Here is a 26,586-nt window from a genome sequence, read left to right on the forward strand (position 1 = left end):
TTATGACCAAATCTGTTATCACCGAAGCGCTGCGGCCGATCGAACTGCATCAGGTCGATCGCCTGGCGCTGAGCCAGAAGCTGGAAGCGGCGCTGGCCCGCGTAACGCGCAAGCTCGACAAAAATATTGTCGCCTTCGGCGATAAGTTCCCCGGCGAAGCCTGCGAGAAGGGCGTTTGGCCGCGCACCGATAACGTGGAGTGGACCACCAGCTTTTGGCCTGGCCAGCTGTGGCTGGCGTGGGAGATGACCGGCAAAGCGCACTATCGCGAAGCCGCCGAGCGCTATTTACCGTCGTTCGCCCGGCGCATTGAGCAGCGTATCGACACCGCAACGCACGATCTCGGGTTCCTCTATTCGCTCTCCTGCATCAGCGCCTGGCGGCTCACCGGCAACGAGGCCGCTCGCCGGTCGGCGCTGCTGGCTGCCGATCGCCTGATGGAGCGCTTTAACCCGACGGCCAGCATTATTCAGGCGTGGGGTGATTTAAACGACCCGGAGCAGCAGGGGCGAATGATCATCGACTGCAATATGAACCTGCCGCTGCTGTACTGGGCCAGCGAACAGACCGGGGATCCGCGCTATGCGCAGGCGGCGACGGCTCACGCCGGACAGGCAGCGAACTATATCGTGCGTGAAGATGCCTCGACGTATCACACCTGGTATATGGACGTGCAGACGGGCGAGCCGCGCTTTGGCAACACCCATCAGGGCTACAGCGATACCTCGTGCTGGTCGCGCGGCCAGGCGTGGGGCATTTACGGCTTCCTGCTCAGCTATCAGCACACCGGCGATAAGCAGATGGTTGAGCTGTCGCGCAGCCTGGCGCATTACTTCCTCAACCGCCTGCCGGAAGATGACGTTTGCCACTGGGATCTGGCCCTGCTCGGTACCGACGCCGTGCGCGACAGTTCAGCGGCGGCGATTGCTGCCTGCGGCCTGCTGGAGCTGGTCAAGGCGCTGCCGACGCTCGACGCAAACCGCGCGTATTATGAGGAGATGGCGCTGCGTATTGCGCAGTCGCTGACCGATAACTACCTAGCTCACGACGACGATCCGACCGAAGGGCTGCTGCAGCACTCGGTTTACCATATGGGCAGCGGTAAGGGCGTCGATCAGTGCTGTAGCTGGGGGGACTATTTCTATCTGGAGCTGCTGGCGCGGCTGCGACAGATTTGGCACCCGTACTGGTAACCCTGAAGCCATGGAGAGCAAGATGAAAAGCGTAGCCGTGTTTTTAGCCCCCGGTTTTGAAGAGGGAGAAGCGATCGTCACCATCGATATCCTGCGCCGCCTGAATATTGCGGTGCAGACGATTGCCTGCGGCGAGGGTCGCGAAGTGGTGAGCTATCACGCCATCTCAATGGTGGCGGATAGCACCCTGAAAGCCAGCCTCGATCGGACCTTTGACGCCGTGGTGCTGCCGGGCGGCCCGGAAGGCAGCGCCAACCTGGCGAAAAGCGCGGAGGCGATCGCCTTCGTTCGCCGCCATGATGACGCGGGCAAATATATCTGCCCGATTTGCTCCGCCGCCGCCCGCGTGCTGGGCGGTAACGGACTGCTCAAGGGGCGCCGCTATGTCTGTTCCGGCGATTTGTGGAAAACGGTCAGTGATGGCATTTACGTCGATGCCGACGTGGTGGAGGACGGCAATCTGCTAAGCGGCCGCGGGCTGGGCAACGTGTTTGATTTTGCCTTTACCCTGGCGGCGCGATTACAGGGCGATGGGGCACTGGCGCGCGAGCAGGCCAGTCATATTGAGTACGCGTGGCAGGATAGCGAGCCCGTTTACGGGCTGGCAAAGTGCGATTTGTGAGTGTCGCCCGACGGCGCTACGCTTGCACTGGCCTACAATAAAACGTGCAACCAATTGAAAAGGCTGCGCAATGTAGGCCGGGTAAGCGCAGCGCCACCCGGCAAGAAAGACTGTGCAGGTGGTTTACAGCCCGATCACCAGCTCCCCCGAATGGCTCCGCGAGCAGCACAGCGCCACCTGCTGCGCCGTCGCGCTTTTTTCCGCCTCCGACTGCACGCTGTCCCGGTGATCCACCACGCCGTCGATCACTGGCGTCAGGCAGGCCCCGCAGATCCCCATTTCGCAGGAGAGGGGAACTTCCACGCCGTGTTCCTGCAGCACCTGGGCGATGGTTTTATCGGCAGGCACAGGCCAGCGCTCCCCGGTGGAGGCCAGCTTGACCGTAAAGATCTCGCCGGTTTCACCGCCTGCGGAAGGGGCTGCGGGCTGAAACGCCTCGCTGTGGATATGGTCGTCATCCCAACCCTTCGCCGTGGCGACTTCACGCACTTTTTCCATAAATCCTGCGGGTCCGCAGACCCAGGCGTGAAGCCCCGCCTGCGCCACCGGGAGATGTTCTGCCAGCGCGGTGCGCGGGCTGTCGGTATGGATGACGCAGTCGTCGCACCCGGAAAGCGCGCGGGCAAACGCCGCACTTTCGCGGCTTCTGACGTAGTAGTGCAGCGTAAACGGCGTTCCGGCGGCCTTGAGCTGTAGGGCCATCGCATACAGCGGCGTAATGCCAATCCCCGCCGCCAGCAGCAAAACCCGCTCTGCCTGACGAAGCGGAAACAGGTTGCGCGGGGTCGATATCATAAGCTTCTGCCCGGGACGCAGCGTCTCGTGCACGTAGCGCGACCCGCCGCGCGAGGCGGTTTCCCGGCCCACGCAGATAAGATAGCCCTTATCTTCGCAAGCCCCGGTCAGGGAGTACTGGCGAATAACCCCGCAGGGCAGGTGCACGTCAACGTGCGCGCCGGGCTGCCACGCCGGCAGCGCTTCGCCGTCTTCAGCCACCAGCCTGACGGCGAGGGATTTATCGCCCTCGCGCCACAGCCCGTCAACAATTACGCTCAGCATATCGGCCTCCGTCATACCAGGAAAAACTCGCCAAAGCCCATCTTCTTCAGCCCCCGGCGGTAGGCAATCGAGCTTTTATCCGCCGGGATATGGGCTTCCAGGGTGAGATCCAACGGCAGGTTTTCCGGGCGCTGGGTTTCGACCATCAGGCGGTCCTCTTCAAAGATGCGCAGGTTAAAGGCATGTACATCCTCCACCGGAATATGCAGGTCAAAATTGCGGGCGATAGGGGCAAACATGCGGGTCACGCGTGATGAAACGGGCGACGCGGCGTTCATGATTGCCAGCCGGGATTCACCTGGAAAATGAATCGTCAGGGTGGCGGTAAACGGCAGGTGCATTTCAAAGTGGCGTAACCACTGAAACCCTTCTGGCGCCTGCACGTCCGAGCTGGCGGGGTAGTTGCTCACCGAGCTCCAGTAATCCGCCACGAAGCCGAACGGCGTCTCCTGCGGCTGGTAGGTCGGCACGATCGAGTTATCCGGATCTGCAAAGGTATCGGTGTGGATCCAGGCGAAGTGCGCCACGTCGAGAAACCCTTCCACCTGACGCCCGGCAAAGCCATTCACCTCAAACGCCGGGCAGTTGATCTGCTGAAATCCGTCGTCATCCCAGTGCGGCATGGTGGGAAGTGGCGCAGGATTGTCCGGGTCAAAGGCCAGGCAGGTCCAGATCAGGCCGAAGCGCTCTTCCACGGCATAGTTAATCAGGTTCAGCTTCGCCGGAACGGGCTGGTCGGGGCTGGACGGAATGCGGTTGCAGCGCCCGTCCTCCCCGAAGCGTAAGCCATGATAGGGGCAGATAATCCCGTGCTCGTCGTGAAAGCCGAGCGTCAGCGGCACGCCGCGGTGCGGGCAGACGTCCCGGGCGACCACGACCTGGTCGTGGATCCGGTAAATCACCAGCTGTTCGTCCAGCAGGGTCGCCTTGACCGGTGCCGGGCCGATGTCGCTGGCGCGCGCGACCGGATGCCAGCATTTCGCCAGGCGCAGCCAGTCCTCTGGCTCAAACGTGCAGTGGGCGGGTGGAGTCGGTTCTCTTTTCATCGTTATCCCTCGTTCAGCCTAGCGGGCCGCCCTGAATGGTGTCGCACAGACCGTTGATGATGCGCTCGCCGGTCTCCTCTTTGAGTTCCTGATACCAGGCTTCCGTCAGCGCCATGTCTTTGCCGTGGGTGACGTCGCAGCGCTTACGCGCCTTTAGCACCAGGTCGCGCACCCGGTCGCAGCGCAGCGCTTCGTACTGCCGCAGCGCCAGCGTAATGCTGTGGTTTTCACGCAGGCATTCCCCCAGCACCACGGCATCCTCCATGGCGGCACAGCCGCCCTGGCCGATATCCGGCGTGGTGCTGTGCGCGGCGTCGCCGAGCAGCGCGACGTTGCCGCGCACCAGGCTGTCGAACGGCTCAATGTCGTGGATTTCAATGCGGTTGGTAGTCTCGGGGTCGAGCGCCGCGATAAGCTTTTGCACCGGCGGCGCCCACCCGCGGAAGTAGCCCGTGAGGTCGGCGCGCAGGGTGGTGCGATCCTCTTCCAGGCCCGCGGGCAGCGGCACGTCAAAAAAGAAGTAGAAACGACCGCCGGAGACGGGCATCAGCGACACGCGTTTGCCTTCGCCAACGAAGGTGGTCCACTGGTGCGCCGGGGCGATCTCTTCGTCAATCTTCACCAGCCCGTTCCAGTTCACGTACCCGGCGTAGCGGCGCTCCGGAGCGTAGCCCAGCACGTAAGGGCGAACCGCCGAGTGGCTGCCGTCGGCGGCAATCAGAAAATCACCGGTTGCCGTGGTGCCGTCGGTGAAGGTCACGCTCACGCCCGCGTCGTCTTCGCTGACGCGCTCCACGCGCTTGCCGAACTGCACCCTGTCGCGCCCCCAGAAGTCCAGCATTTCGCGCTGGAGTTCAGCGCGCGAAACGGGGCAGGGTCGCCCGCCGGTACGCTCAACCAGCGGCGCAAGGCTAAAGCGGGTCAGTGTCTCGCCGCGCCGGTAATCCTTGTAGGCCATAAAGCGCATCGGCCCGCCGTAGGTCTCGATAATGTCGCCCATGCCGAGGTGCTGCATGCATTTCACGCCGTTAGGCCAGATGGAGATGGCCGCCCCGACGGGCCTGATCTCTTTTACGGCTTCAAATACGGTACAGTCGATGCCCGCTTTCTTCAGCGCGACGGCGGCGCTCAGGCCGCCAATACCCGCGCCAATGACGATTGCTCTCATGCTTCTCTCCTTTTGCAGGGTGTAAAAAACATTCAGCAATTTGCGTACCAGGCTGCAGAGCGGGGAAAACGGCGTTGTGGGAGGGGCATTTGCACTGCTAAGGTGCGCAAACGCGGTGAGCGTGCCTTTTTATGAATCAAAAATTTCCTGTTGAGTTATACGGAATCGACTGTTTCACACCTGCGCTTAGAATGGCGTGGTTTGTGCAAGAGCCTGGAGGATGACAATAAAGGAGACGCTATGATCGCACTGCACGAGTTCAATCATCTTCCCCACGAAAAGGCGTTATCGCTGATTCACCCTTGCGTGGCGCTCCCCGGCTGGGCCGACGCGCTGGCTCTGGGGCGGCCCTACGCCAACCGGGACGAATTGTTCAGTACGGCGAAATCGCTGACGCAAGCCTGGGACGACGCGGCGCTCGCGCAAGCCCTGAGCGCGCATCCGCGCATCGGGGAAAAGCCCGCGGGCTCACAGGCGGAGGCGGCGCTGTCGCGTGAGGAACAGGGCGCGGTGAATGACCGGGATGCCGCCCTTGCCCAGGCGCTGCGCGAGGGCAATGCCCGCTATGAAGCCCGCTTTGGACGGGTCTTTCTGATCCGCGCGAAGGGCCGCAGCGGTGAAGACATTTTACGGGCATTGCACGCGCGGCTGGAGAACAGCGATGCGCAGGAAGTCCGTGCCGCGCTGGAACAGCTGCGGGAAATAACGCTGCTACGGCTGGAAGGAGTCATTAGCGAATGAGTACGTTAAGCACGCATATTCTGGATATCTCGACGGGCAAACCGGCGCAGGGCGTAACGGTTTATCTCCAGCAGGAGGGGAAGACGCTCGCCACGGGCGTGACCAACGCGCAGGGGCGTATCCCCGTATTCGTTCCCTCTCTGCCCGCAGGCCGTTACCGGCTGGTGGCGGAGATCGGCGCGTGGTTTCGCGACACCGGTCGCGACACGCTCTACCCCTGCGCGCAAATTGATTTTGTGACGGGAGAAACGGCAGACGAGCACTTCCATCTGCCGTTTGTGATTGCGCCCGGCGGGTGGTCAACCTACCGGGGCAGTTGACCATACCCGCTCGCCGTTGACCCAGGTCTCGCTGATGTTGCGCTCGTCGCCCAGGGTCATCAGCACAAAAAGCTGCTCGTAAATATCCTTGCAGCGGCGGTTGCGCAGGCGCTGCAGCGGCGTCACGTCGGGGTCGATCACCACGAAATCCGCCTCTTTGCCGGGCGCGAAGTTGCCAATCCTATCGTCGAGCCTGAGGGCGTGCGCGCCGCCCAGCGTGGCGTGGTAAAACGCCTCGCTGGCGCGCAGGCGGTAGCTATGGAGCTGCCCCACCTTGTAGGCTTCCCCCAGGGTGCGCAGCATGCTGAAGGTGGTGCCCGCACCGACGTCGGTGCCGATGCCCATCCGCACCCGGTGCTGCCAGCAGGCGGGTAGGCGAAACAGCCCGCTGCCGAGAAACAGGTTAGAGGTGGGGCAAAACGCCACCGCCGAACCGGTGTCATGCAGGCACTGCCACTCGCTGTGGTGAAGATGAATCGCGTGGGCAAACACGCTGCGCTCGCCGGTCAGGCCGTAGTGGTGATACACGTCCAGATAGCGCTCGTGCTCCGGCCAGAGATCGCTCACCCAGGCCACTTCGTTAGGGTTTTCGCTTAGATGGGTCTGCAGCCAGGTATCCGGGAACTCCTCTCTGAGCAGGCTGACCGCGGCGAGTAGCTCGGGGGATGACGTCGGGGCAAAGCGCGGCGTAATGGCATAGCCCAGCCGCCCCCGGTGGTGCCAGCGCTGGATCAGCGCCCGCGTCTGCCGGTAGCTCTGCTTCGCGTCTTCGCTCAGGTAGTCCGGCGCGTGTCTGTCCATCATCACCTTGCCGGCGATAAGACGCATGTTCAGGCGCAGGGCTTCGGTAAACAGCGCCTCGACCGATTCCGGATGCAGCGTGCAAAACACCAGCGCGGTGGTGGTGCCGTTGCTCACCAGTTGCTGAATGAAAAATTCGGCGATCTCTTTCGCGTAGGCTTCATCGGCAAACTGGCTCTCCACCGGAAAGGTGTAGGTGGTCAGCCACTCCAGCAGCTGCTCGCCAAAGGCGCCGATCATCTCCGTTTGCGGGTAATGGACGTGAGTGTCGACAAAACCGGGCAGCAGCAGCTTGCCGCGCAGGTCGGTATAGCCTTTGTGAGGGTCAAGATACTGCTCGCCCTCCTGCCACGCCATGTGCGCCAGAATTTTTCCGTTCTGTATAAACAGCACCCCGTCCTCAAGATAGCGCGCGTGTTGGGCAATCTCGTCTGCGCTGTCGCTGACCTGGGCTATATCAAAAAATGCGCCGCGGATCGCTGTCTGGTAATCCATCATGGTTCCTGCCTTATTGTGTACATCACGGGGTGATAAGGCTCAGCAAGAACGGTGCCAGAATGAACGGGCCGCAGATAAGCTGCGGCCCGAAGAGAGGGGTTACTCTTTTTGCGTCGCCACGCGGGTGCTGAACGACGTCGCGCCTGCCGTCTCGCGATCTTCCCGCGCCAGCCAGCGGTAGGTGACGCCGCCGAGGAAGACGCCGATGAACCAGCTGAAGTTCGCCACCTCATGCAGGGCCGGGATAAAGCTAATCACAAGACCGACGGCAACGGATGGGATCAGCGCGCCAATGGCTTTCGGGTTAAAGCCGTTGCGGTACCAGTATTTGCCCTTTGGCGTGTCGTCGAACAGATCGTCGACCGATACCTTGCCGCGTTTAATCAGGTAGAAGTCGGCAATCAGAATGCCGAACAGCGGGCCGATAAACGCCCCGAGCACGTCCAGGGTGTAGTGGATAAGCTCCGGCGAGTTGAACAGGTTCCACGGGGTGAGCAGGATCGAGCCGACGGCGGCAATCATCCCCCCGGTGCGGAAGCTGATCTTCTGCGGCGAGCAGTTAGAGAAATCAAACGCCGGGGAGACGAAGTTCGCGACGATGTTGATCCCGATGGTGGCAGTGATCATCGTCAGCAGGCCAATCGCCACGGCAAGATCGTTGCCCACGCGGCTGACGGTCTCGATCGGGTCGGTGATCATGCGGCCAAACAGCGACTGGGTGCCGGAGACAATCACCACGGTGACGATGGAGAACAGCAGGAAGTTAAACGGCAGGCCCCAGCGGTTGCCGCGGCGGATCTCGCCCATGCTTTTGCCGTAGCGGGAGAAGTCGCCAAAGTTGAGCAGCGGGCCGGAGAAGTAAGAAACCACCAGCGCGGTCGCGGTGATCATCTGCCAGGTCTGCTCGCCCGCGCTCAGGGATTTGCTGGCGAGGGTGAAGGAAATGCCGTCAAAACCGGTCTTGTATACAATCCAGCCTGCAAGAGCCAGCATCACCACGTAGACCGCCGGACCGGCGATATCAATAAAGCGCTTGATGGCGCTCATGCCGTGCCAGAAGACCATCGCCTGCAGGACCCACATAATGGCAAAGCAGATCCAGCCCAGGTGCGACAGGCCGAGGAACGCGCCGGTGGTGAGCGAAGAGAGCGACGGCCAGAACTTCAGCGCCACCAGCATCAGTGCGTTGGCGGCCAGATAGGTCTGGATGCCGTACCACGCAAAGGCGATAAGGCCGCGGATCACCGCCGGAATATTGGCCCCGAAGACGCCAAAGGCCTGACGGCTGATCACCGCATAGGGCACGCCCGCCATCTGGCTCGGTTTGGCCACCAGGTTGGCGCACAGCTGCACGATGCAAATCCCCACCAGCAGGCAAAGCAGCACCTGCCAGCTTGCCAGCCCTAGCGTAAAGAAGCTCGCGGCGACAACGTAACCCCCCATGCTGTGGACGTCCGACATCCAGAACGAAAAGATGTTGTACCAGCTCCAGTTCTGGTCACGCGTCGGTGCCAGATCCTCATTGCAAAGACGTGGGCTGTAAACCGCACCGGAATCAGCGGCCGTACCCTGCTGCGCGTTTTGACTGTTTGGCATGAAACCTGCTCCTGTGAATGAAAACCCGTTGAGTGGGAGTACAAACGGTGTTGCAGGATCCAGGCCAAAATAATAAATCTTGTATGCAATATTTTATTTTTATGTATACGATTCGATAACGAAAAGTAAAAGACGGAGTGGTTAATGAACAACATAAATGCCCTGCAGACCGCGCCAGACCTGCATGACAAAGACGAATCCATCTTCCAGGCGCTGATGACCGCGATAGTCGAACATCAGCTGCTGCCGGGAAGTAAATTGCCGGAAGAGGCGCTGGCCGAGGTCTTTGGCGTGAGCCGCACGGGCATCCGCAAGGTGCTGCAACGACTCGCCGCTGTGCAAATGGTCACCCTAACGCCCAAGCGTGGTGCACACGTGGCCAGCCCGACGGTCGAAGAGGCGCAGCATATCTTCCGCACCCGCGCCCTGCTGGAGGTGGCCAACCTGCCGGACGTGCTGGCCCGCTGTCAGCCGCCGCACCTTGCCGCGCTGGAGGCCATTATTCGCCAGGAGCAGCAGGCGCACGAGGCGTACGACGGCCCGGCGGCGATTCGCCACTCCGCCAATTTCCACATTCAGCTGCAGGCGATCTCCGGCAACCAGGTGCTGACGGAGATGGTGACCGGCCTGAGCCAGCGCTCCTCGCTGGTGATTGCCACCTGGGGCGCGCCGTGGCGTCAGGGCTGTCGCTGCAACGATCACGAACAGCTGGTGGATCTGCTGCGCCAGAAGGCGCTCCAGCCGCTCAGCGATGCCCTCATGCACCATTTTGAACATATCGTCGCCAGCCTCTGCTTCGAGCGGGCGGGCGAGTGCCTGCCTGATTTTGCCCGGCTGTTTGCCGGCCACAAGGAGTCGTAATGTCTGTCTGTATACAAGTGATCAACCCCAATACCAGCCTCGCGATGACGGAGACCATCGGCGCGGCGGCCCGCGCGGTGGCGGCACCGGGCACGGAAATTCTCGCGGTCTGCCCGAGCGCGGGCGTGCCGTCTATAGAGGGCCACTTTGACGAGGCCATCGCCGCCGTGGGGGTTCTTGAACAGGTCAAACTTGGCAGAGAGCAGGGCGTGGACGGTCACGTCATCGCCTGCTTTGGCGATCCGGGCCTGCTGGCGGCGCGCGAGCTGGCGCAGGGGCCGGTGGTCGGCATCGCCGAAGCCGCCATGCATATGGCGGCGCTGGTGGCGACGCGCTTCTCGGTAGTCACCACGCTGCCGCGCACGCTGATCATTGCCCGTCATCTGCTGCACCAGTATGGCTTTCACGATCGCTGCGCGGCGCTGCACGCTATCGATCTCCCGGTGCTGGCGCTGGAGGACGGCTCCGGTCTGGCGCAGGAGAAAGTGCGCGCGCGTTGTATACAGGCGCTGAAAGAGGACGGCTGCGGTGCCATTGTGCTGGGCTGCGGCGGTATGGCGACGCTGGCGCAGGAGCTAACGCGCGAGCTGCGCGTGCCGGTGATCGACGGCGTCAGCGCGGCGGTAAAAATGGTGGAATCGCTGGTGGCGCTGGGGCTGTCGACCAGCAAGCACGGGGACCTGGCCTTCCCGGAGAAAAAAGCGTTAAGCGGACAATTTCAGGCATTGAATCCATTTTAAATTTTGGGGGTGGCATGGGGCTTTTTGAACAGGATTACCCGCGGGATCTGCGCGGTTACACGGGCAACCCGCCGCACGCGCGGTGGCCGAATCAGGCGCGCATCGCGGTGCAGTTTGTGCTCAATTATGAGGAGGGGGCGGAAAACCACGTTCTGCACGGCGATGCCGGTTCCGAGCAGTTCCTGTCGGACATCATCGGCGCGGCCAGCTACCCGGACAGACACATGTCGATGGACTCCCTCTACGAATACGGCAGCCGCGCCGGATTCTGGCGGATCCACAATGAATTTCAAAAGCGCGGCCTGCCGCTGACGGTCTTTGGCGTGGCGATGGCGCTGGCGCGTCACCCGGAGATCGTCGAGGCGATCAAAGCGGCGGATTACGACGTGGTCAGCCACGGCTGGCGCTGGATCCACTATCAGCACATGGATATCCAACAGGAGCGCGAACACCTGCATAAAGCGGTGCACGTTCTGAGCGACCTGTTCGGCAAACCGCCAACCGGCTGGTACACCGGGCGCGACAGCCCCAACACCCGCCAGCTGGTGGTGGAGCACGGCGGCTTCGACTACGACAGCGACTACTACGGCGACGACCTGCCCTTCTGGACGGAAGTGGCCTGCAGCGACGGCACCCGCAAACCGCACCTGATTGTGCCCTACACGCTGGATGCAAACGACATGCGCTTCGCCACCGCGCAGGGGTTTAACACCGCCGAGCAGTTTTATACGTATCTGAAGGACAGTTTTGACGTGCTGTACGAAGAGGGGGAAAGCGCGCCGAAGATGATGTCCATCGGCATGCACTGCCGCCTGCTGGGGCGGCCGGGGCGTTTTCGCGCGCTGCAGCGGTTCCTGGATTATGTGCAGCAGCATGAGCGGGTGTGGGTCTGTACCCGCCAGAAGATTGCTGACCACTGGCGGGAGGTGCATCCGTTTCAGAAATAATTGTGCCGTGTTTTGCCGGGTGGCGGCTGCGCCTTACCCGGCCTACAGGACGTCGCATGCCCGTTGGCGTTACACCATCAAACTCACCTGCGCCGCCACTATCCGCCAGCCGTAGGCAAACCGCACCCACGTCTGCTGCTGGCGGCCAATGCGTTCCGTGCCCTCGCGGGTAAACTCGGTGCTGCACACGGCATAATCCTCACCGAAGGTGGTGATGACGGTGTGGCGCAGCGTCCGCTGCAGCCCGGCGGATGGGCGCGCCGCGCGAAAGGCGCGGATTTCATCAATCCCGTACAGGTTTTCACCCGCCCCCAGACGCACCGTGTTTTTGTCGTGCCAGAACAGCTCGTCCAGCACCGCAACGTTGTTGCTCACCAGCGCGTCCTCATAGCGGTAAAACGCGGCCGTCACCTCTGCAACCACCCACGGGAGGTTAATGTCATCGTGATTCATCATGCGGCAACCTCCGCCGGGCGGGCATCGGTGATTCCACTCTCCTCCAGCGCGCGCGCGACGCGCAGGCAGGCCTGTTCGTTAAACGGCGCGGCAATCAGCTGCAGGCCAATTGGCATTCCCTGCGCGGTGCGCAGCGGAACGGTGGTCACGGGCAAACCTAAAAACGAAATCGGCTGGGTCAGCATGCCCATGCTGGCGCGGATGGGGAGCGGCTGGCCGTTAATGTCCATGGTTTGCTCGCCCGCCAGCGTGGCGCTGCGCGGGGTTGCCGGGGCGATCAGCACGTCGGCCTTGGCGAATAAGGTTTTAAACGCCTGCCGGGCGTGCGCGCGAAACCGCTGGGCCTGAATGTACCAGGCGGAGGGGATCATTGCGCCTGCCAGCAGCCTTTCCCGGGAGTGCGGCTCAAAACGCTCGGGCTCGCGGCGAAGCGCGGGCAGGTACTGGTTTCCCCCTTCGGAGGCGCTGATGATAAACGCCGCGGCGCGCGCCAGCTCGGCGTCCGGAAACTGCAGCTCATCCTGCACGTCGAGCGCCTTCGCCACCCGCGCCACGGCGTCGCGCGCATCACTGTTGCACCAGGTGGTGAAATAACCGCCCAGTACCGCGCAGCGCAGGCCCTCCAGGCCGCGGTCGAGCAGGGGGCGCGTCAGCTCGCGCGGATGGTCAACCTGAAAACCGTCGCTGCCGTCACGCCCCTGCAGCGCGTCGTACACGGACGCCAGATCGCACACCCGGCGGGCGAAGGGGCCGATGTGATCCAGACTCGCGACAAACGGATGGCTGCCGGATCGCGACAGGCGGCCAAAGGTGGGCTTCAGGCCATAGATGCCGCACAGGGACGCCGGAACGCGAATCGAGCCGTTGGTGTCGGTCCCGAGCGAAAAGTGCACCAGCCCGGCGGCCACGGCGGCGGCCGAACCGCCGGACGAGCCGCCCGCAATGCGCGCGAGGTCGTGCGGGTTACGCGTCGTGCCGTAGTGGCTATTTTCAGTGGTAAAGCCGTAGGCGTAGGCGTCCATGTTCACCATGCCGGTCAGCAGCCCGCCCGCGCTGCGCAGCTGGCGCACCGCGAAGCTGTCAGCGGCTGCGGCAGGGCGCTGGCTGAACAGCTCAGCCCCGGCGAGGGTGGTATGCCCGGCAACGTCGAACAGATTCTTCACCGCGTAGGGCACGCCCGCCAGCGGCGGGAGGGGGCGCTTCTCGCGCCGCAGGGTATCGATGTTTCCGGCCTCGGCGAGCATGCGCTCTTCCGTCACCGCGGTCCAGGCGCCGATCTGCGGGTTAACGCGCGCAATCGCCTCCAGCGTCTGGCGGGCGATGTCGCAGGCGCTCAGCTCGCCTGCGCTGAGCGCCTGCTGAATGTCGCCGATACTCATCTCGTGTAGCCTCATGCTTTATATACTCCTGCAATCTCCAGGCGGTCGTCGAGCGGCAGGGCCATCAGCGGAGCGGCCAGCGTGGCAATGCGGCTGAACTGCAGCTGCAGCTCGGCGCGGCGGATATCGTCCAGCGCCACGCCGAGCACGGACTCCATCTGCGTCAGATAGGCCTGCCAGTCGGGTTGTGGTGTCGTCATTGTTTTCTCCTCAGAATCCGGCGGACGCGCCGTTGCTGCGCGGGTCAAATGCCCCTTCGAACAGCCCGTTGGGGTGGCGAACAATCGCCCCCGCATGGCCCATGGCTTCGCTAAAGTCCGGGAAGCGCTCCACCTCATGCCCCCGCGCCCGAAGCTCGGCGACCGTCTCAGCGGTGAAGCGTCCTTCAAGCTTTAACGTGTCCGAGGTTTGCCCCCAGGTGCGTCCCAGCAGCCAGCGCGGGCGGGAGATGCTCTCCTGCAGGGGCACGCCCTGGATCGCGAAGCGGGTAAAGAGCGCGGCCTGGGTCTGCGGTTGCCCGTCGCCACCCATTGAGCCGTAGACCATCACGCGCCCGTCCTTAAGGCGCGCCGCCGCCGGGTTCAGGGTGTGGAAAGGTTGTTTGCCCGGCGCGAGGGCTAAAAGATGATTGGGATCGAGGCTGAAGGACGCGCCCCGGTTCTGCCAGACGATGCCGGTGTCGGGCAGCACCACGCCGCTGCCGAACTCGTGATAGATACTTTGGATAAACGACACGGCGAGCCCGCTGTTATCCATCACCCCCATCCACACCGTATCGCCGGGGCCTTTTCCGGTGCCCCACGGCGCGGCGCGGCTATCGTCAACCCTGTTGGCAAGCGCCTGCAGAGCGGCGGGGTCCAGCAGTTTCTGAACATCGGTTTTCAGCTCGCGCGGGTCGGCGATGTGGGCATCGCGCAGGCTAAAGGCCAGCTTGGTGGCTTCAACGATGCGGTGAATGGTGTCGGCATCGTCGGCCTCCGCCATGTTCAGACGATCGGTGATGCCGAGTATCGCCAGCGAAACCAGCCCCTGCGTCGGCGGGGCGTGGTTAAAGATCTCCCCCTTCTGGTGCTGCAGCTTCAGCGGCGCGGTGCGCCGGGCGACGTGGGCGCGTAAATCATCCCGCGTCACGGGCAGACCAAGCGTCTCCATACCGTGTGCAAGCACGTCAGCCAGCGGGCCGCGATAGAAGCTATCCAGACCGTCTTCCGCCAGGCGTTTAAGGGTAGACGCCATGGCCGGCTGATAAAAGCGGCTGCCGACCTCTGGCGGCTTACCGTTCACCAGCCAGGTTTCCGCAAAACCGGGGATATCTTTCAGCTCGTCGAATTTGCTCGCCGTGGCATGGGCCTGCGACGGCGTGACCGGCGTGCCGTTTTGCGCATAGTCAATGGCGTCGGCCAGCAGGCGGGCCAGCGGCAACGCCTTGCCGGTCATCTCGCGCGAGACCTTAAGCGCCTCGTCCCAGCCGCTCACCGTTCCGGCGACGGTCAGCGCCGCGCGGGGGCCACGATGGGGGATTTGCGCCACATCATCGTAGGCGGCAAGGGTTGCCAGAGAGCCGGCCGCGCCGCTGGCGTCAATGGCGATCGGGTCGCTCTGCGGGGGAACGATAAGCCAGAAGCCGTCCCCGCCGAGGCCGTTCATGTGCGGATAAACCACGGCGATGGTAGCCGCAGCCGCGACCATTGCTTCAATGGCGCTGCCGCCTTCGCGCAGCACCGCCAGCGCGCTCTGGCTGGCAAGATGATGGGGCGCAACGGCCATCCCGCGTGTGGAGACATTACTGTGCATAGAGAGTCCTCATAACCCTGAAGGTCACAAGGCGCTGCAAAAGCTGTTCCAGTTCTGAAAGAAAAGTTTCAGTAAACTGGCATGCATAATGAATACGTACCATAAAAGGTACAATGTGATGAAACAAAAGTTACAGAGGCGCTATGGAACAGTTGGATGAACGTCTGAAGGCACAATATCCGTCGCTGTCGCCGCAGGAGCAGCGGGTAGCGGATTTTATTTTCGATCATTTTGACGACCTGATTAGCTACAACAGCGCCGAACTGGCGCAGCTGAGCGGAGTATCAAAAGCGACGGTCAGCCGTCTGTTTAAGCGGCTGGGCTATGAGAAATATAAGGACATGCGCGACGAGCTGCGCACCCTGCGCCAGAGCGGGATGCCGCTCACCGATAACCGCGATGCGGTGCAGGGTAATACGCTGCTGGCGCGCCACTATAAGCAGGAGATGGCGAACCTGACCCAGTGGGTCAATGCCCTCGACGCGCAGCAGTTTGCCGACGCCATGGCCTGCATGGTGAAGGCGCGGCGCATCGTCATTATCGGTATGCGTAACGCCTATCCGGCGGCGCTGCACCTGCGCCAGCAGCTGCTGCAGGCGCGCGGTCAGGTGCTGGTGCTGCCGCAGCCGGGGCAGAGCCTAAGCGAGGAGCTGGTGGATTTAACGCCGGACGATCTGGTGGTCATGATGGCCTTTCGCCGCCGCCCGCGCATTATCCGCCCGCTGATGCAGCAGCTTCAGAGCAGCGGCATTCCGGTGCTGCTGATGTGCGAGCCGCAGGCCCACAGCCTGTTCCCGCTGGCGAGCTGGCAGCTCTGCGCGCCGCTGGACAGCGTCTCGGCCTATGACAGCTATTCATCGGTCAACAGCCTGATCAACCTGCTGGCGAACGCTTTTCTGCATGAGATCCTCGATAAAGGCCGTCCGCGCATTCACGACATTGCCTCCCTCTACCAGCAGCTGGACGAACTCGAACAGCGATAATGGGGCATCAGACTGGTGCTTTGCATTAAAATGGTGCAGATGGACGGGGCGAAAATGGAGAGCATTTTCGCCCCGTCTGCGTTTTATCAGGCTTTAAGAGAAAATTCCCCGCTTCGCCTTATCTGGCACATTAGTTGCAAAATCACATTCAAAGAATCTTTTGTTTCATGTTAACGTTACGGGGAAGCACCATGAAAAAATTGTTGATTGCACTGGCCGGGGCCGCATGTCTCTTCACACAGCTGCCGGCAAAGGCTGACCAGCTTCAGGATATCGAGAAGCGCGGTACCATTCGCATTGCCGTTCCGCAGGATTTCCCGCCGTTTGGCTCGGTGGGGACCGATCTGCAGCCGCAGGGCTATGACATCGACATGGCGCGCTATCTGGCCAAACAGATGAAGCTCAAGCTGCAGCTGGTGCCGGTGACCAGCGCCAACCGCGTGCCGTACCTGCAAACCGATAAGGTGGATCTGGTCATTTCAAGCCTCGGTAAAAACCCGGAGCGCGAGAAGGTGATCGACTTCAGCCGCGCCTACGCGCCGTTCTTCCTCGGCGTGTTTGGCCCGAAAGGTGCCGAGCTGAAAGACGCCGCCGCGCTGAGCGGAAAAACCATCGGCGTGACGCGCGGGGCGGTGGAGGACATGGTGCTGACCGGCCTGGCGCCGAAAGACGCGGACGTGAAGCGCTACGAAGACAATAACACCACGCTCTCCGCCTACCTCTCCGGCCAGGTGCAGTACGTGGCAACCGGCAACCTCGTGGTGGCGGCCATTTCGCGCCAGAACGCGGCTAAAGCCCCGGTGCCGAGCTTTATGCTGAAAGACTCGCCGTGCTTTATTGGCCTGAAGAAGAACGAACCGGCCCTAAAGGCAAAAGTGGACGCGCTGATTGAGCAGGGCATTAAGGACGGCACGCTGAACGGCCTGTCCGAGCAGTGGCTGAAGGCCCCGCTGCCGGCAAGCCTCGGCGTTTAAGGTTATGGCTGAGCAACTCGATTTTTCAGCGCTCTGGCCGTACTGGCCGGAGCTGCTGGCGGGGCTGTGGGTCACCGTTCAGCTGACGGTGATGGCAATCGTCGGCGGGCTGGCAACAGGAATTTTCGGGGCGGCGATCCGCAGCGGACGCACCACCTGGTTCAGCCGGCTCTGGGGCGGCTACGTGGAAATCATCCGCAACACGCCGTTTGTGGTACAGCTGTTTTTCATCGTCTTCGGCCTGCCGAATCTGGGGCTGAAGATGACGGCGGGGGAAGCGGCGCTGCTGGCCATGGTGGTGAACCTCGGCGCGTACAGCACCGAGATTATCCGCGCGGGCATTCAGGTCACGCCGAAAGGGCAGTGGGAAGCCGGACGCGTGCTGGGGCTGACCCGCCTGCAGACCTTTATCCGCGTGGTGCTGCCGCCTGCGCTGCAGCGCATTTACCCGGCGCTGGTGAGCCAGTGCATCATCGTGATGCTCGGCTCGTCGGTGGTGTCGCAGGTCTCGTATGAAGAGCTGACCTTCGCCGCCAACCTGATCCAGTCGAGAACGTTTTTAAGCTTTGAGGTTTATCTGGTGACAACCGGCATTTACTTAGCGCTGTCGATTACCCTGCGCCAGCTGATGATGGCGGCAGGACGCAAATGGCTGGGGGTGCAGGCATGATGACCACCTTTACCGACTGGGACATTATTCGCAATCTGCTGCTGGCCGGGCGTTGGACGGTGCTGCTGTCGCTGGTGGCGTTTGTCGGCGGCGCGGTGGTGACCCTGCCGCTCCTGCTGCTGCGCCTGACGGGCGGGCGCGCGGTGAAGCGCATCATCCGTGGCTACATTGAGCTGTTCCAGGGCACGCCGCTGCTGATGCAGCTGTTCCTGGCCTTCTTCGGCGTGGCGCTGTTCGGCATCGACGTTTCGCCGTGGACCGCCGCCTCGCTGGCGTTAACCTTCTACACCAGCGCGTTTCTGCTCGACATCTGGTTTGGCAGCATTCGCGCCTTGCCAAAAGGGCAGTGGGAAGCCTCACGCTGCCTTGGGCTGACCTTTGGCCAGACCCTGTTTCGCGTTGTCGCCCCGCAGGCGCTGCGCATCGGCATCGCCCCGACGGTCGGTTTTGCCGTGCAGGTGATCAAAGGCACCGCGCTGGCGTCGATTATCGGCTTTATCGAGCTGACCAAGGCCGGGACGATGCTGACCAACGTGACCTATCAGCCGTTTAAGGTCTTTGCGCTGGTGGCGCTCGGCTACTTTATTCTGTGTTACCCGCTGTCCCGCTACAGCCGCTATCTGGAGACGAAATTCAATGCCTCTCATCACCATTAATCAGGTGCAGAAGTACTACGGCGATAACCACGTGCTCAAGGGCGTCGATCTGGATATCGACATGGGCCAGGTGATTTCCATTATCGGGCGCAGCGGGTCGGGCAAAAGCACGCTGCTGCGCTGCATCAACGGCCTGGAAGGGTATCAGGACGGCAGCATCAAGCTGGGCGGCATGACCATTACCGACCGGGACTCACAGGCGCGCGAAATCAGCCGCTCAGTCGGGATGGTGTTCCAGAGCTTCAACCTGTTCCCGCACATGACGGCGCTGGAAAACGTGATGCTGGCTCCGCGTCGGGTGCTGAAAAAAAGCGCCGCCGAATGCCGCGAGCTGGCGCAGCAGATGCTGGAGAAAGTGGGCCTCGGTGACCGTCTGGATTATTACCCGTCGAGCCTCTCAGGCGGCCAGCAGCAGCGCGTGGCGATTGCCCGGGCGCTGGCCATGTCGCCTAAAGTATTACTGTGTGACGAGATCACCTCCGCGCTCGACCCGGAGCTGGTGGGCGAAGTGCTCAAGGTGCTGGAGCAGCTGGCCGCCGAGGGGATGACGCTGATCCTCGTGACCCATGAAATGAATTTTGCCCGCGAAGTGGGCGACCGCGTGGTGTTTATGCACCAGGGGAAAGTCTGGGAGCAGGGCGACAGCAAAACGCTGTTCGCCAACCCGCAGACCACCGAGCTGAAGCAGTTCATCTCCTCCGTGCGCGGCCTCAACTGATAAGGACTTAACAATGGATATCGCACAATTTCCGCAAATCAATCCGCCCCAGCGCCTGCTGATGGGGCCGGGCCCGATCAACGCCGACCCGCGCGTGCTGCGCGCCATGTCGAGCCAGCTGATCGGCCAGTACGATCCGGCCATGACCCACTACATGAACGAGGTGATGGCGCTCTATCGCGGGGTATTTCGCACCGAGAACCGCTGGACGATGCTGGTGGACGGCACCTCCCGCGCGGGAATTGAAGCCGTCCTGGTCTCCGCCATTCGCCCGGGAGATAAGGTGCTGGTGCCGGTCTTTGGCCGCTTTGGTCACCTGCTGTGCGAAATTGCCCGCCGCTGCCGCGCGGAGGTGCATACCATTGAGGTGCCGTGGGGCGAGGTGTTCACGCCTGACCAGGTTGAGGATGCGATTAAGCGTATTCGCCCGCGCCTGCTGCTGACCGTGCAGGGCGACACCTCCACCACTATGCTGCAGCCGCTCGCGGAGCTCGGGGCCATCTGCCGCCGCTACGACGTGCTGTTCTACACCGACGCCACCGCGTCGCTCGGCGGTAACGCCCTGGAGACCGACGCCTGGGGGCTGGACGCCGTCTCGGCCGGGATGCAGAAGTGCCTCGGCGGCCCGTCGGGCACGTCGCCGATCACCCTGAGCGCGCGCATGGAGGAGGCGATCCGCCGCCGCAAGTGCGTTGAGGAGGGCATTCGCACCGACGCCCACCGAGACGGCGATGAGGAGATGATCTACTCCAATTACTTCGATCTCGGCATGGTGATGGACTACTGGGGGCCGGAGCGACTGAACCACCACACCGAAGCCACCACCGCCCTGTTCGGCGCCCGCGAATGCGCGCGGCTGATCCTGCAAGAAGGGCTGGATAACGGCATCGCGCGTCACAAACTGCACGGCGATGCGCTGCTGAAGGGCATTCAGGCGATGGGGCTGGAGACCTTCGGCGATCTGAAGCACAAGATGAACAACGTGCTGGGCGTAGTGATACCGCAGGGCGTCAACGGCGACCAGGTGCGCAAGCTGATGCTGGAGGATTTCGGGATTGAAATCGGCACCTCGTTTGGCCCGCTGCACGGCAAAGTGTGGCGCATTGGCACCATGGGCTACAACGCGCGCAAGGACTGCGTGATGACCACCCTGAGCGCGCTGGAGTCGGTGCTGAACTACCTGAAGTTCGCCACCACGCAGGGCGCCGCCATGCAGGCCGCGTGGGACCACTATCGCCGCGAGACGCCGCAATGAGCCCGGCGGCAGAACGGGTGATGGCGCGCGCCGACGCGCTGGCCGCCATCAGCGAAACCCCGGATGCGTTGACGAGGGTATATCTCTCCACGCAGCATCTGCAGGCCAACCAGCTGGTCGGCGAGTGGATGCGCCAGGCGGGAATGACCGTCTGGCAGGACAGCGTGGGCAATATCTGTGGACGCTATGAGGGCGCGCAGGAAGGGGCGCAGGCAGTGCTGCTCGGCTCGCATCTCGATACCGTGCGCAACGCCGGGCGCTACGACGGCATGCTCGGCGTGCTCGCGGCCATTGAGGTGGTGGATAGCCTGCATCAGCAGGGGCGGCATCTGGCCCAGGCGATCGAGATTGTCGGGTTTGGCGACGAAGAGGGCACCCGTTTTGGGATCACCCTGCTAGGCAGCCGGGGCATTACGGGCACCTGGCCGCAGGGCTGGCTGGAGACGTGTGATGCCAGTGGCATCAGCGTGGCGCAGGCGATGGTGCAGGCGGGGCTCGATCCCGCCCGCGTGGCGCTGGCGGCACGCCATCAGGACGATTTCAGCGCCTGTCTGGAGCTGCACATTGAGCAGGGGCCGTGTCTGGAGCAGGAAGGGCTGGCACTGGGCGTGGTGGAAGCCATCAACGGCGCGCGCCGCCTCAGCTGCCGCTTTACCGGCGAGGCCGGACACGCGGGCACCGTGCCGATGAATCACCGCAAGGATGCGCTGGCCGCTGCTGCCGAATGGATGGGGCTGATTGAAAACACCACCCAACAACGCGGCGGCAATCTGGTGGCGACGGTGGGCGAACTGCGCTGCCTGCCCGGTGCGGTCAACGTGATCCCCGGCGAGGTTGCGCTCTCGCTGGATATTCGCGGCCCGCAGGATGCCCTGCTGGACGCGCTGCTCGCGGAACTGCTGGCGCAGGCGCAGACGATAGCCGCCCGCCGCGGGCTGAGCTTTGGCGCCGAGGAGTATTATCGGATCGCCGCCACGCCGTGCGATGCGCGCTTGAGGCAACTGCTAGGGGACGCCATTGCGTCGGTGCAGGGGCGCGCATTATCGCTGCCGAGCGGTGCCGGGCATGACACCATCGCGCTGGCAGAGCGCTGGCCGGTCGGGATGCTGTTTGTGCGCTGCAAAGGGGGCGTCAGCCACCATCCGGCGGAATCGGTGATGGCTGAGGATGTTGCCCTGGCGATTGAGGCGTTTGGGCGGGCGGTGAGAACGCTCGCTGACGGTGGCGCGCGTTAAGCCACCGAACGCACCGCATCTTCGATATCCGCGCTCACCCGGACATCCTGCTCGTCAAAGACCATGCAGTGGCGATCGTCGAAGGCCACGTCTATCTTCTGCCAGGGTGCGAACTTCACGTCGCCCGGCAGCAAGATCTTCACGTTGTCATGGCCGTAGCATTGTCCAAACAGGTAAGTATTGTTCCCCAGCCGCTCCACTACTTCACAGCTAAATTCCAGCCGCGTGCCGCGGTGAAGGTCAGTGGTTAAATGTTCCGGACGGATGCCCAGCGTAACCTGGCTGCCCGGCTGCAGCGGCGTGGTGGTCACGGCGAGCGTCAGTGACTTCTGCTGCGACAATCTCACCGTCAGCGCGCCCGGCTGCCATGCTTCAACCGTGGCCGGCATGAAGTTCATCTTCGGCGAGCCGATAAAACCGGCCACGAACCTGTTCACCGGCTTGTAGTAGAGATCCATCGGCGCGCCCATCTGCTCCACTTTGCCGTAGTTCATCACCACAATTTTATCTGCCAGCGTCATGGCCTCAATCTGATCGTGGGTGACATACACCATGGTGGTTTTCAGCTCCTGGTGCAGACGGGCGAGGTGCAGGCGCATCTCCACGCGCAGTTCGGCATCCAGGTTGGAAAGCGGCTCATCGAACATAAAGACGCGCGGGTTCCGCACGATAGCGCGGCCAATCGCGACGCGCTGGCGCTGGCCGCCGGAGAGCTGTTTAGGCTTGCGGTCCAGCAGGTGGGAGAGCTGCAGCGTTTTGGCGACCATCTCGACCTGATGGCGGATCTGATCTTTCGGCACTTTATTCACCTTCAGCCCGTAGCCCATGTTTTCGGCCACCGTCATATGCGGATAGAGCGCGTAGGACTGAAAGACCATCGCCACACCCCGATGGGAAGGGGCGATGTCGTTCATCACCTCGTTACCGATCAGCACTTCACCCTCGCTTATCTCCTCCAGCCCGGCAATCATGCGCAGCATAGTGGATTTGCCACAGCCGGAAGGCCCGACGAATACGGCAAACTCACCGTCCTCAATATCAAGATTAACGTTGTGGAGCGTGACGGTGTCGCCAAAGCGCTTGGTGACATTCCTCAATTGTATGTTCGACATCAGTGTTCCCCAGGTAAACCGCCGAGTATGTTTTACGTATAACAATTGTGTTCAACGTGGCCGGACGGTGCAATTTGTCTGCCTTGACTATAACTTCCAGCATTCATGCGCCCTATATAGATATTCCATTAATGTTATGACGATCACACAACTTACAGTTTTATGTAGAGTTATCATGATGTGAAGGGTAGCGTATAACAAACCAAAGGCATTTGCTGTCAGACGTACAACGCCAGTTTAATCAGGATATATAGCGGGGTTTGTAGGGCGTCAGATGCGATAACAACCATAAAATTGTTATACCTTCACATGAGGTTGATAATGAAAAAAAATATACTCGCTGCTCTGATCCTCTCTACGCTCGCGGTACAGGCTCACGCCACCGCGCAGCTTAACGTCTGGGAAGACATCAAGAAGTCGTCCGGTATTAAAGATGCGGTAGCGGACTTTGAAAAACAGTACGACGTTAAGGTCAACGTGCAGGAAACACCTTACGCACAGCAGCTGGAAAAACTGCGCCTGGACGGCCCGGCAGGCATTGGCCCGGACGTGCTGGTCATTCCTAACGATCAGCTGGGCGGCGCCGTCGTGCAAGGGTTATTGACCCCCCTGAATCTGGAGGCTAAGCAGACCGAACAGTACACCCCGGCCTCGATTAACGCCTTCAAAATGGATAACGCCCTCTACGGCGTGCCGAAAGCGGTTGAGACGCTGGTGCTGATCTACAACAAAGATCTCATCGACAAGCCGCTCAACTCGCTGCAGGACTGGTACGACTTTTCTAAACAGCAGCGCGCAAAAAACCAGTACGGTCTGCTCGCCAAGTTCGATCAGATTTATTACAGCTGGGGGGCGATCTCCCCGATGGGAGGCTACATCTTTGGTCAAAACGGCAAGGGCGGCTATAACGCCAGCGACGTCGGCCTGAACAAGCCGGGCGCAGTAGAAGCCGTGACGTACCTGAAAAAATTCTACGCTGACGATATTTTCCCGGCCGGGATAGTCGGTGACAACGGCCTGAACGCTATCGACTCCCTGTTCACCGAGAAGAAAGCGGCAGCCGTCATCAACGGCCCGTGGGCGTTCCAGCCGTATGAAGCGGCAGGCATCAACTACGGCGTGGCGCCGCTGCCCACGCTGCCGGACGGTAAGCCAATGAGCTCCTTCCTCGGCGTGAAAGGCTACGTTGTCTCCACGTGGAGCAAAGACAAAGCGCTGGCGCAGAAATTTATCGAATTCATCAACCAGCCGCAGTACGTGAAAACCCGCTACGTGGCCACGCGGGAGATCCCGCCGCTGATCGCAATGATCGACGACCCGGTAATCAAGAACGACGAGAAGGCGAGCGCCGTTGCGGTGCAGGCCGCGCGAGCAACCGCCATGCCGGGTATCCCTGAAATGGGCGAAGTCTGGGGGCCGGCCAATGCCGCGCTGGAGCTAAGCCTGACCGGCAAACAGGATCCCAAAGCCGCGCTGGACAGCGCAGAAAAGCAGGTCCAGATGCAAATCGAAGCCATGCAGGCCAGCAACCAGTAATTTTCTGACGTCGCAGAACGGGAGGCCACTCTCCCGTTTTATTGAAAGGAGTTGTCTGTGAGTATCATCCCGGAAAATTTTGCCAGACCACACGGGGCCGGGCGTCACGCCTGGACCGGCCTGCTGCTGGCGGTCATCCCCGGCTTCGGCCAGTTTTATCACCGCCAGTGGCTGAAGGGCGTTATCTTCCTGGTGCTGCTGGCCAGTTTTATCGGCGTTTTTGCCGATTTCCTGCGCGAAGGGCTGTGGGGGCTGGTGACGCTGGGGGAGGAAGTGCCGCGGGATAACTCCATCTTCCTGCTGGCAGAAGGGATCATTAGCGTGCTGATCGCCGCGTTTGGCGTGATGGTGTATTACCTGTCGATGCGCGATGCGTGGGCAAATGGTCGTAAACGTGATGAAGGCTTACGGCTTAACAGCGTGCGCAAGCAGTACCAGATGCTGCTGAGCGACGGCTTCCCGTATCTGATGATCACGCCGGGCTTTATTCTGCTGGTGTTTGTGGTGGTTTTCCCGATCCTGTTTGGCTTTGCCATCGCCTTTACCAACTACAACCTGTACCACACGCCGCCGGCTAAGCTGGTTGACTGGGTTGGATTTAAGAACTTCATCAATATTTTCACGCTCTCCATCTGGCGCTCAACCTTCTTTGACGTCCTGCAGTGGACGGTGGTCTGGACGCTGCTCGCCACCACGCTGCAATGTACCGTGGGCGTGCTGCTGGCTATTCTGGTGAACCAGAAAGACCTGCGCTTTAAGCCGCTTATCCGTACCATCTTCATTCTGCCGTGGGCGGTGCCGGGCTTTGTCACCATTCTGGTGTTTGCCGGAATGTTCAACGACTCTTTCGGTGTGATAAACAATGCCATTCTGGCCTTCTTCGGCATCGCGCCAAAAGCGTGGATGACCGATCCGTTCTGGACCAAAACGGCGCTGATTATGATGCAGACCTGGCTCGGCTTCCCGTTTGTTTTCGCCATGACCACCGGCGTGCTGCAGGCCATTCCGGACGATCTGTACGAAGCGGCGACCATGGACGGCGCAAGCAGCGCGACTAAGTTGCGTACCATCACGCTGCCGCTGGTGCTTTACTCGATTGCGCCGATTCTGATCACCCAATACACCTTCAACTTCAATAATTTCAACATCATCTACCTGTTCAATAACGGCGGACCGGCGGTGGTGGGGTCGAATGCGGGTGGGACGGATATCCTGGTGTCGTGGATCTATAAACTGACGATGTCCTCTTCGCAATACGCGATTGCGGCGACAATCACTATCCTGCTGTCGATCTTTGTCGTCGGGCTGGCGCTGTGGCAGTTCCGCGCCACGAAATCGTTCAAAAATGACGACATGGCGTAAGGAACGCAACAATGGCTCAATCACAAAGTATTAAACGTGAGAAGTGGGTACGCCTCTCGCTCTCCTGGCTGGTTATCGTGCTGGTCTCGACAATCATCATTTACCCGCTGGTGTGGACGGTCGGCGCGTCGTTTAACGCGGGTAATAGCCTGCTCAGCTCCTCAATTATTCCCGAGAACTTCTCGGTGCAGCACTATGCCGACCTGTTCAACGGCCAGGTGAACTACATGACCTGGTACTGGAATTCGATGAAAATCAGCTTCCTGACCATGGTGCTGACCTTAATCAGCGTCAGCTTTACCGCCTATGCCTTTTCGCGCTTCCGCTTTAAGGGACGCCAGAACGGGCTGATGCTGTTCCTGCTGCTGCAGATGATCCCACAGTTCTCGGCGCTGATTGCCATCTTCGTGCTCTCGCAGCTGCTGGGCCTCATCAACAGCCATCTGGCGCTGGTGCTGATCTACGTGGGCGGCATGATCCCGATGAACACTTACCTGATGAAAGGCTACCTCGATGCCATTCCGAAAGATCTGGATGAATCCGCGCGCATGGACGGGGCCAGCAACTTCCGGATTTTCATCGAAATTATCATGCCGCTTTCGAAGCCGATTGTGGCGGTGGTGGCGCTGTTTTCCTTCACCGGGCCGCTGGGGGATTTCATCCTCTCCAGCACCATTTTGCGCACCCCGGACAAATACACTTTACCCATCGGGCTTTATAACCTGGTGGCGCAAAAAATGGGTGCCAGCTACACCACCTACGCGGCAGGCGCGGTACTGATTGCCGTACCGGTGGCGATCCTCTACCTCGCCTTACAAAAATATTTCGTCTCCGGACTGACCTCCGGGAGCACAAAGGGATAAT

General features: G+C 61.4%; 26 protein-coding genes and 1 pseudogene. 17 read left to right on the top strand and 10 right to left on the bottom strand.

Annotated features, from left to right (window positions below; all coding sequences use genetic code 11):
* The first annotated feature begins 2 nt into the window (after positions 1-2).
* On the top strand, positions 3-1,193 hold the full coding sequence (locus AC3WOK_RS01370; protein WP_492353802.1) for a glycoside hydrolase family 88 protein: 1,191 nt from the start codon (positions 3-5) through the stop codon (positions 1,191-1,193).
* A gap of 22 nt (positions 1,194-1,215) precedes the next feature.
* Positions 1,216-1,815: a DJ-1/PfpI family protein gene (locus AC3WOK_RS01375; protein WP_492353803.1), complete on the top strand. Its 600-nt coding sequence runs from the start codon at positions 1,216-1,218 to the stop codon at positions 1,813-1,815.
* A 123-nt stretch (positions 1,816-1,938) separates the two neighbouring features.
* Here AC3WOK_RS01375 and AC3WOK_RS01380 read toward each other — a convergent pair whose 3' ends face one another.
* The 3 genes from AC3WOK_RS01380 to hpxO are packed head-to-tail and all read right to left on the bottom strand — an operon-like array spanning position 1,939 to position 5,088.
* Positions 1,939-2,874: a PDR/VanB family oxidoreductase gene (locus AC3WOK_RS01380; RefSeq protein WP_492353804.1), complete on the bottom strand. Its 936-nt coding sequence runs from the start codon at positions 2,872-2,874 to the stop codon at positions 1,939-1,941.
* An 11-nt stretch (positions 2,875-2,885) separates the two neighbouring features.
* Positions 2,886-3,920, bottom strand: a complete 1,035-nt coding sequence (gene hpxD, locus AC3WOK_RS01385) for a molybdenum cofactor-independent xanthine hydroxylase subunit HpxD (protein WP_492353805.1) — start codon at positions 3,918-3,920, stop codon at positions 2,886-2,888.
* A gap of 13 nt (positions 3,921-3,933) precedes the next feature.
* Positions 3,934-5,088: an FAD-dependent urate hydroxylase HpxO gene (gene hpxO, locus AC3WOK_RS01390; protein ID WP_492353806.1), complete on the bottom strand. Its 1,155-nt coding sequence runs from the start codon at positions 5,086-5,088 to the stop codon at positions 3,934-3,936.
* Positions 5,089-5,328: 240 nt separating this feature from the next.
* Here hpxO and uraD point away from each other — a divergent pair, with 240 nt between their 5' ends.
* Positions 5,329-5,829: a 2-oxo-4-hydroxy-4-carboxy-5-ureidoimidazoline decarboxylase gene (gene uraD, locus AC3WOK_RS01395; RefSeq protein WP_492353807.1), complete on the top strand. Its 501-nt coding sequence runs from the start codon at positions 5,329-5,331 to the stop codon at positions 5,827-5,829.
* The gene (uraH, locus tag AC3WOK_RS01400; RefSeq protein ID WP_447855378.1) at positions 5,826-6,149 is read left to right on the top strand and encodes a hydroxyisourate hydrolase; all 324 of its coding nucleotides are present in this window, start codon (positions 5,826-5,828) and stop codon (positions 6,147-6,149) included. Before uraD ends, uraH begins: the two co-directional genes overlap by 4 nt.
* Here the strand turns inward: uraH and guaD are convergent.
* Together guaD and AC3WOK_RS01410 are read right to left on the bottom strand one after the other, a co-directional pair.
* Positions 6,129-7,445: a guanine deaminase gene (gene guaD / locus AC3WOK_RS01405; protein WP_492354223.1), complete on the bottom strand. Its 1,317-nt coding sequence runs from the start codon at positions 7,443-7,445 to the stop codon at positions 6,129-6,131. The genes uraH and guaD overlap by 21 nt on opposite strands.
* A 102-nt stretch (positions 7,446-7,547) precedes the next feature.
* Entirely contained in the window at positions 7,548-9,044 is a 1,497-nt protein-coding gene (locus AC3WOK_RS01410; protein ID WP_059311101.1) for an NCS1 family nucleobase:cation symporter-1, read from the bottom strand.
* A gap of 144 nt (positions 9,045-9,188) precedes the next feature.
* On the opposite strand from AC3WOK_RS01410, the gene AC3WOK_RS01415 reads away from it, so the two are divergent.
* The 3 genes and pseudogenes from AC3WOK_RS01415 to puuE all read left to right on the top strand — a co-directional run bounded on the left by AC3WOK_RS01415 (position 9,189) and on the right by puuE (position 11,592).
* The gene (locus AC3WOK_RS01415) at positions 9,189-9,905 is read left to right on the top strand and encodes a GntR family transcriptional regulator (protein ID WP_010429412.1); all 717 of its coding nucleotides are present in this window, start codon (positions 9,189-9,191) and stop codon (positions 9,903-9,905) included.
* Positions 9,905-10,775 (top strand): annotated as a pseudogene (hpxA, locus tag AC3WOK_RS01420) (allantoin racemase). The gene AC3WOK_RS01415 and the pseudogene hpxA overlap by 1 nt, the downstream one beginning before the upstream one ends.
* Positions 10,693-11,592: an allantoinase PuuE gene (puuE, locus tag AC3WOK_RS01425; protein ID WP_492354224.1), complete on the top strand. Its 900-nt coding sequence runs from the start codon at positions 10,693-10,695 to the stop codon at positions 11,590-11,592. The pseudogene hpxA and the gene puuE overlap by 83 nt, the downstream one beginning before the upstream one ends.
* A 69-nt stretch (positions 11,593-11,661) precedes the next feature.
* On the opposite strand, the gene hpxZ is transcribed toward puuE, so the two are convergent.
* From hpxZ to hpxW, 4 genes are read right to left on the bottom strand one after another with little or no spacing between them, the layout of a single operon-like run.
* A complete protein-coding gene (gene hpxZ / locus AC3WOK_RS01430) occupies positions 11,662-12,048 on the bottom strand; it encodes an oxalurate catabolism protein HpxZ (protein WP_063143946.1) in 387 nt (128 codons plus the stop codon).
* Positions 12,045-13,442: an AtzE family amidohydrolase gene (locus AC3WOK_RS01435; protein ID WP_492353808.1), complete on the bottom strand. Its 1,398-nt coding sequence runs from the start codon at positions 13,440-13,442 to the stop codon at positions 12,045-12,047. The genes hpxZ and AC3WOK_RS01435 overlap by 4 nt, the downstream gene beginning before the upstream one ends.
* Entirely contained in the window at positions 13,439-13,627 is a 189-nt protein-coding gene (gene hpxX, locus AC3WOK_RS01440; protein WP_063955738.1) for an oxalurate catabolism protein HpxX, read from the bottom strand. Before hpxX ends, AC3WOK_RS01435 begins: the two co-directional genes overlap by 4 nt.
* 10 nt (positions 13,628-13,637) lie before the next feature.
* Positions 13,638-15,221: an oxamate amidohydrolase gene (hpxW, locus tag AC3WOK_RS01445; protein WP_492353809.1), complete on the bottom strand. Its 1,584-nt coding sequence runs from the start codon at positions 15,219-15,221 to the stop codon at positions 13,638-13,640.
* A gap of 143 nt (positions 15,222-15,364) precedes the next feature.
* Here hpxW and hpxU point away from each other — a divergent pair, with 143 nt between their 5' ends.
* The 7 genes from hpxU to hpxK all read left to right on the top strand — a co-directional run bounded on the left by hpxU (position 15,365) and on the right by hpxK (position 21,712).
* Positions 15,365-16,204, top strand: coding sequence for a MurR/RpiR family transcriptional regulator HpxU (gene hpxU / locus AC3WOK_RS01450; protein WP_059311094.1), 840 nt, complete (start codon positions 15,365-15,367; stop codon positions 16,202-16,204).
* 191 nt (positions 16,205-16,395) lie between these two features.
* The gene (locus tag AC3WOK_RS01455; protein WP_059311093.1) at positions 16,396-17,178 is read left to right on the top strand and encodes a transporter substrate-binding domain-containing protein; all 783 of its coding nucleotides are present in this window, start codon (positions 16,396-16,398) and stop codon (positions 17,176-17,178) included.
* Positions 17,179-17,182: 4 nt separating this feature from the next.
* Entirely contained in the window at positions 17,183-17,848 is a 666-nt protein-coding gene (locus tag AC3WOK_RS01460) for an amino acid ABC transporter permease (protein WP_492353810.1), read from the top strand.
* The gene (locus AC3WOK_RS01465) at positions 17,848-18,504 is read left to right on the top strand and encodes an amino acid ABC transporter permease (RefSeq protein WP_082691224.1); all 657 of its coding nucleotides are present in this window, start codon (positions 17,848-17,850) and stop codon (positions 18,502-18,504) included. Before AC3WOK_RS01460 ends, AC3WOK_RS01465 begins: the two co-directional genes overlap by 1 nt.
* Positions 18,485-19,222 carry an amino acid ABC transporter ATP-binding protein gene (locus AC3WOK_RS01470; protein ID WP_032638731.1) on the top strand — a complete coding sequence of 246 codons (738 nt, stop codon included), beginning with the start codon at positions 18,485-18,487 and terminating at the stop codon, positions 19,220-19,222. The genes AC3WOK_RS01465 and AC3WOK_RS01470 overlap by 20 nt, the downstream gene beginning before the upstream one ends.
* 13 nt (positions 19,223-19,235) lie before the next feature.
* Positions 19,236-20,477: a pyridoxal-phosphate-dependent aminotransferase family protein gene (locus tag AC3WOK_RS01475; RefSeq protein WP_063430162.1), complete on the top strand. Its 1,242-nt coding sequence runs from the start codon at positions 19,236-19,238 to the stop codon at positions 20,475-20,477.
* The gene (hpxK, locus tag AC3WOK_RS01480) at positions 20,474-21,712 is read left to right on the top strand and encodes an allantoate amidohydrolase (protein ID WP_492354225.1); all 1,239 of its coding nucleotides are present in this window, start codon (positions 20,474-20,476) and stop codon (positions 21,710-21,712) included. Before AC3WOK_RS01475 ends, hpxK begins: the two co-directional genes overlap by 4 nt.
* On the opposite strand, the gene AC3WOK_RS01485 is transcribed toward hpxK, so the two are convergent.
* Complete coding sequence (locus tag AC3WOK_RS01485) at positions 21,709-22,824, bottom strand: ABC transporter ATP-binding protein (RefSeq protein WP_063430158.1); 1,116 nt, start codon at positions 22,822-22,824, stop codon at positions 21,709-21,711. The two genes, hpxK and AC3WOK_RS01485, sit on opposite strands and share 4 nt — an antisense overlap.
* Positions 22,825-23,145: 321 nt before the next feature.
* Here AC3WOK_RS01485 and AC3WOK_RS01490 point away from each other — a divergent pair, with 321 nt between their 5' ends.
* From AC3WOK_RS01490 to AC3WOK_RS01500, 3 genes are read left to right on the top strand one after another with little or no spacing between them, the layout of a single operon-like run.
* Positions 23,146-24,360, top strand: coding sequence for an extracellular solute-binding protein (locus tag AC3WOK_RS01490; protein WP_492353811.1), 1,215 nt, complete (start codon positions 23,146-23,148; stop codon positions 24,358-24,360).
* Positions 24,361-24,417: 57 nt separating this feature from the next.
* Positions 24,418-25,722, top strand: a complete 1,305-nt coding sequence (locus tag AC3WOK_RS01495; protein WP_063430156.1) for a carbohydrate ABC transporter permease — start codon at positions 24,418-24,420, stop codon at positions 25,720-25,722.
* 11 nt (positions 25,723-25,733) lie between these two features.
* Positions 25,734-26,585, top strand: coding sequence for a sugar ABC transporter permease (locus AC3WOK_RS01500; protein ID WP_042715482.1), 852 nt, complete (start codon positions 25,734-25,736; stop codon positions 26,583-26,585).
* The last annotated feature ends 1 nt before the right edge of the window (position 26,586 follow it).

This window comes from Enterobacter sp. FW301-JW81 (assembly GCF_058788735.1).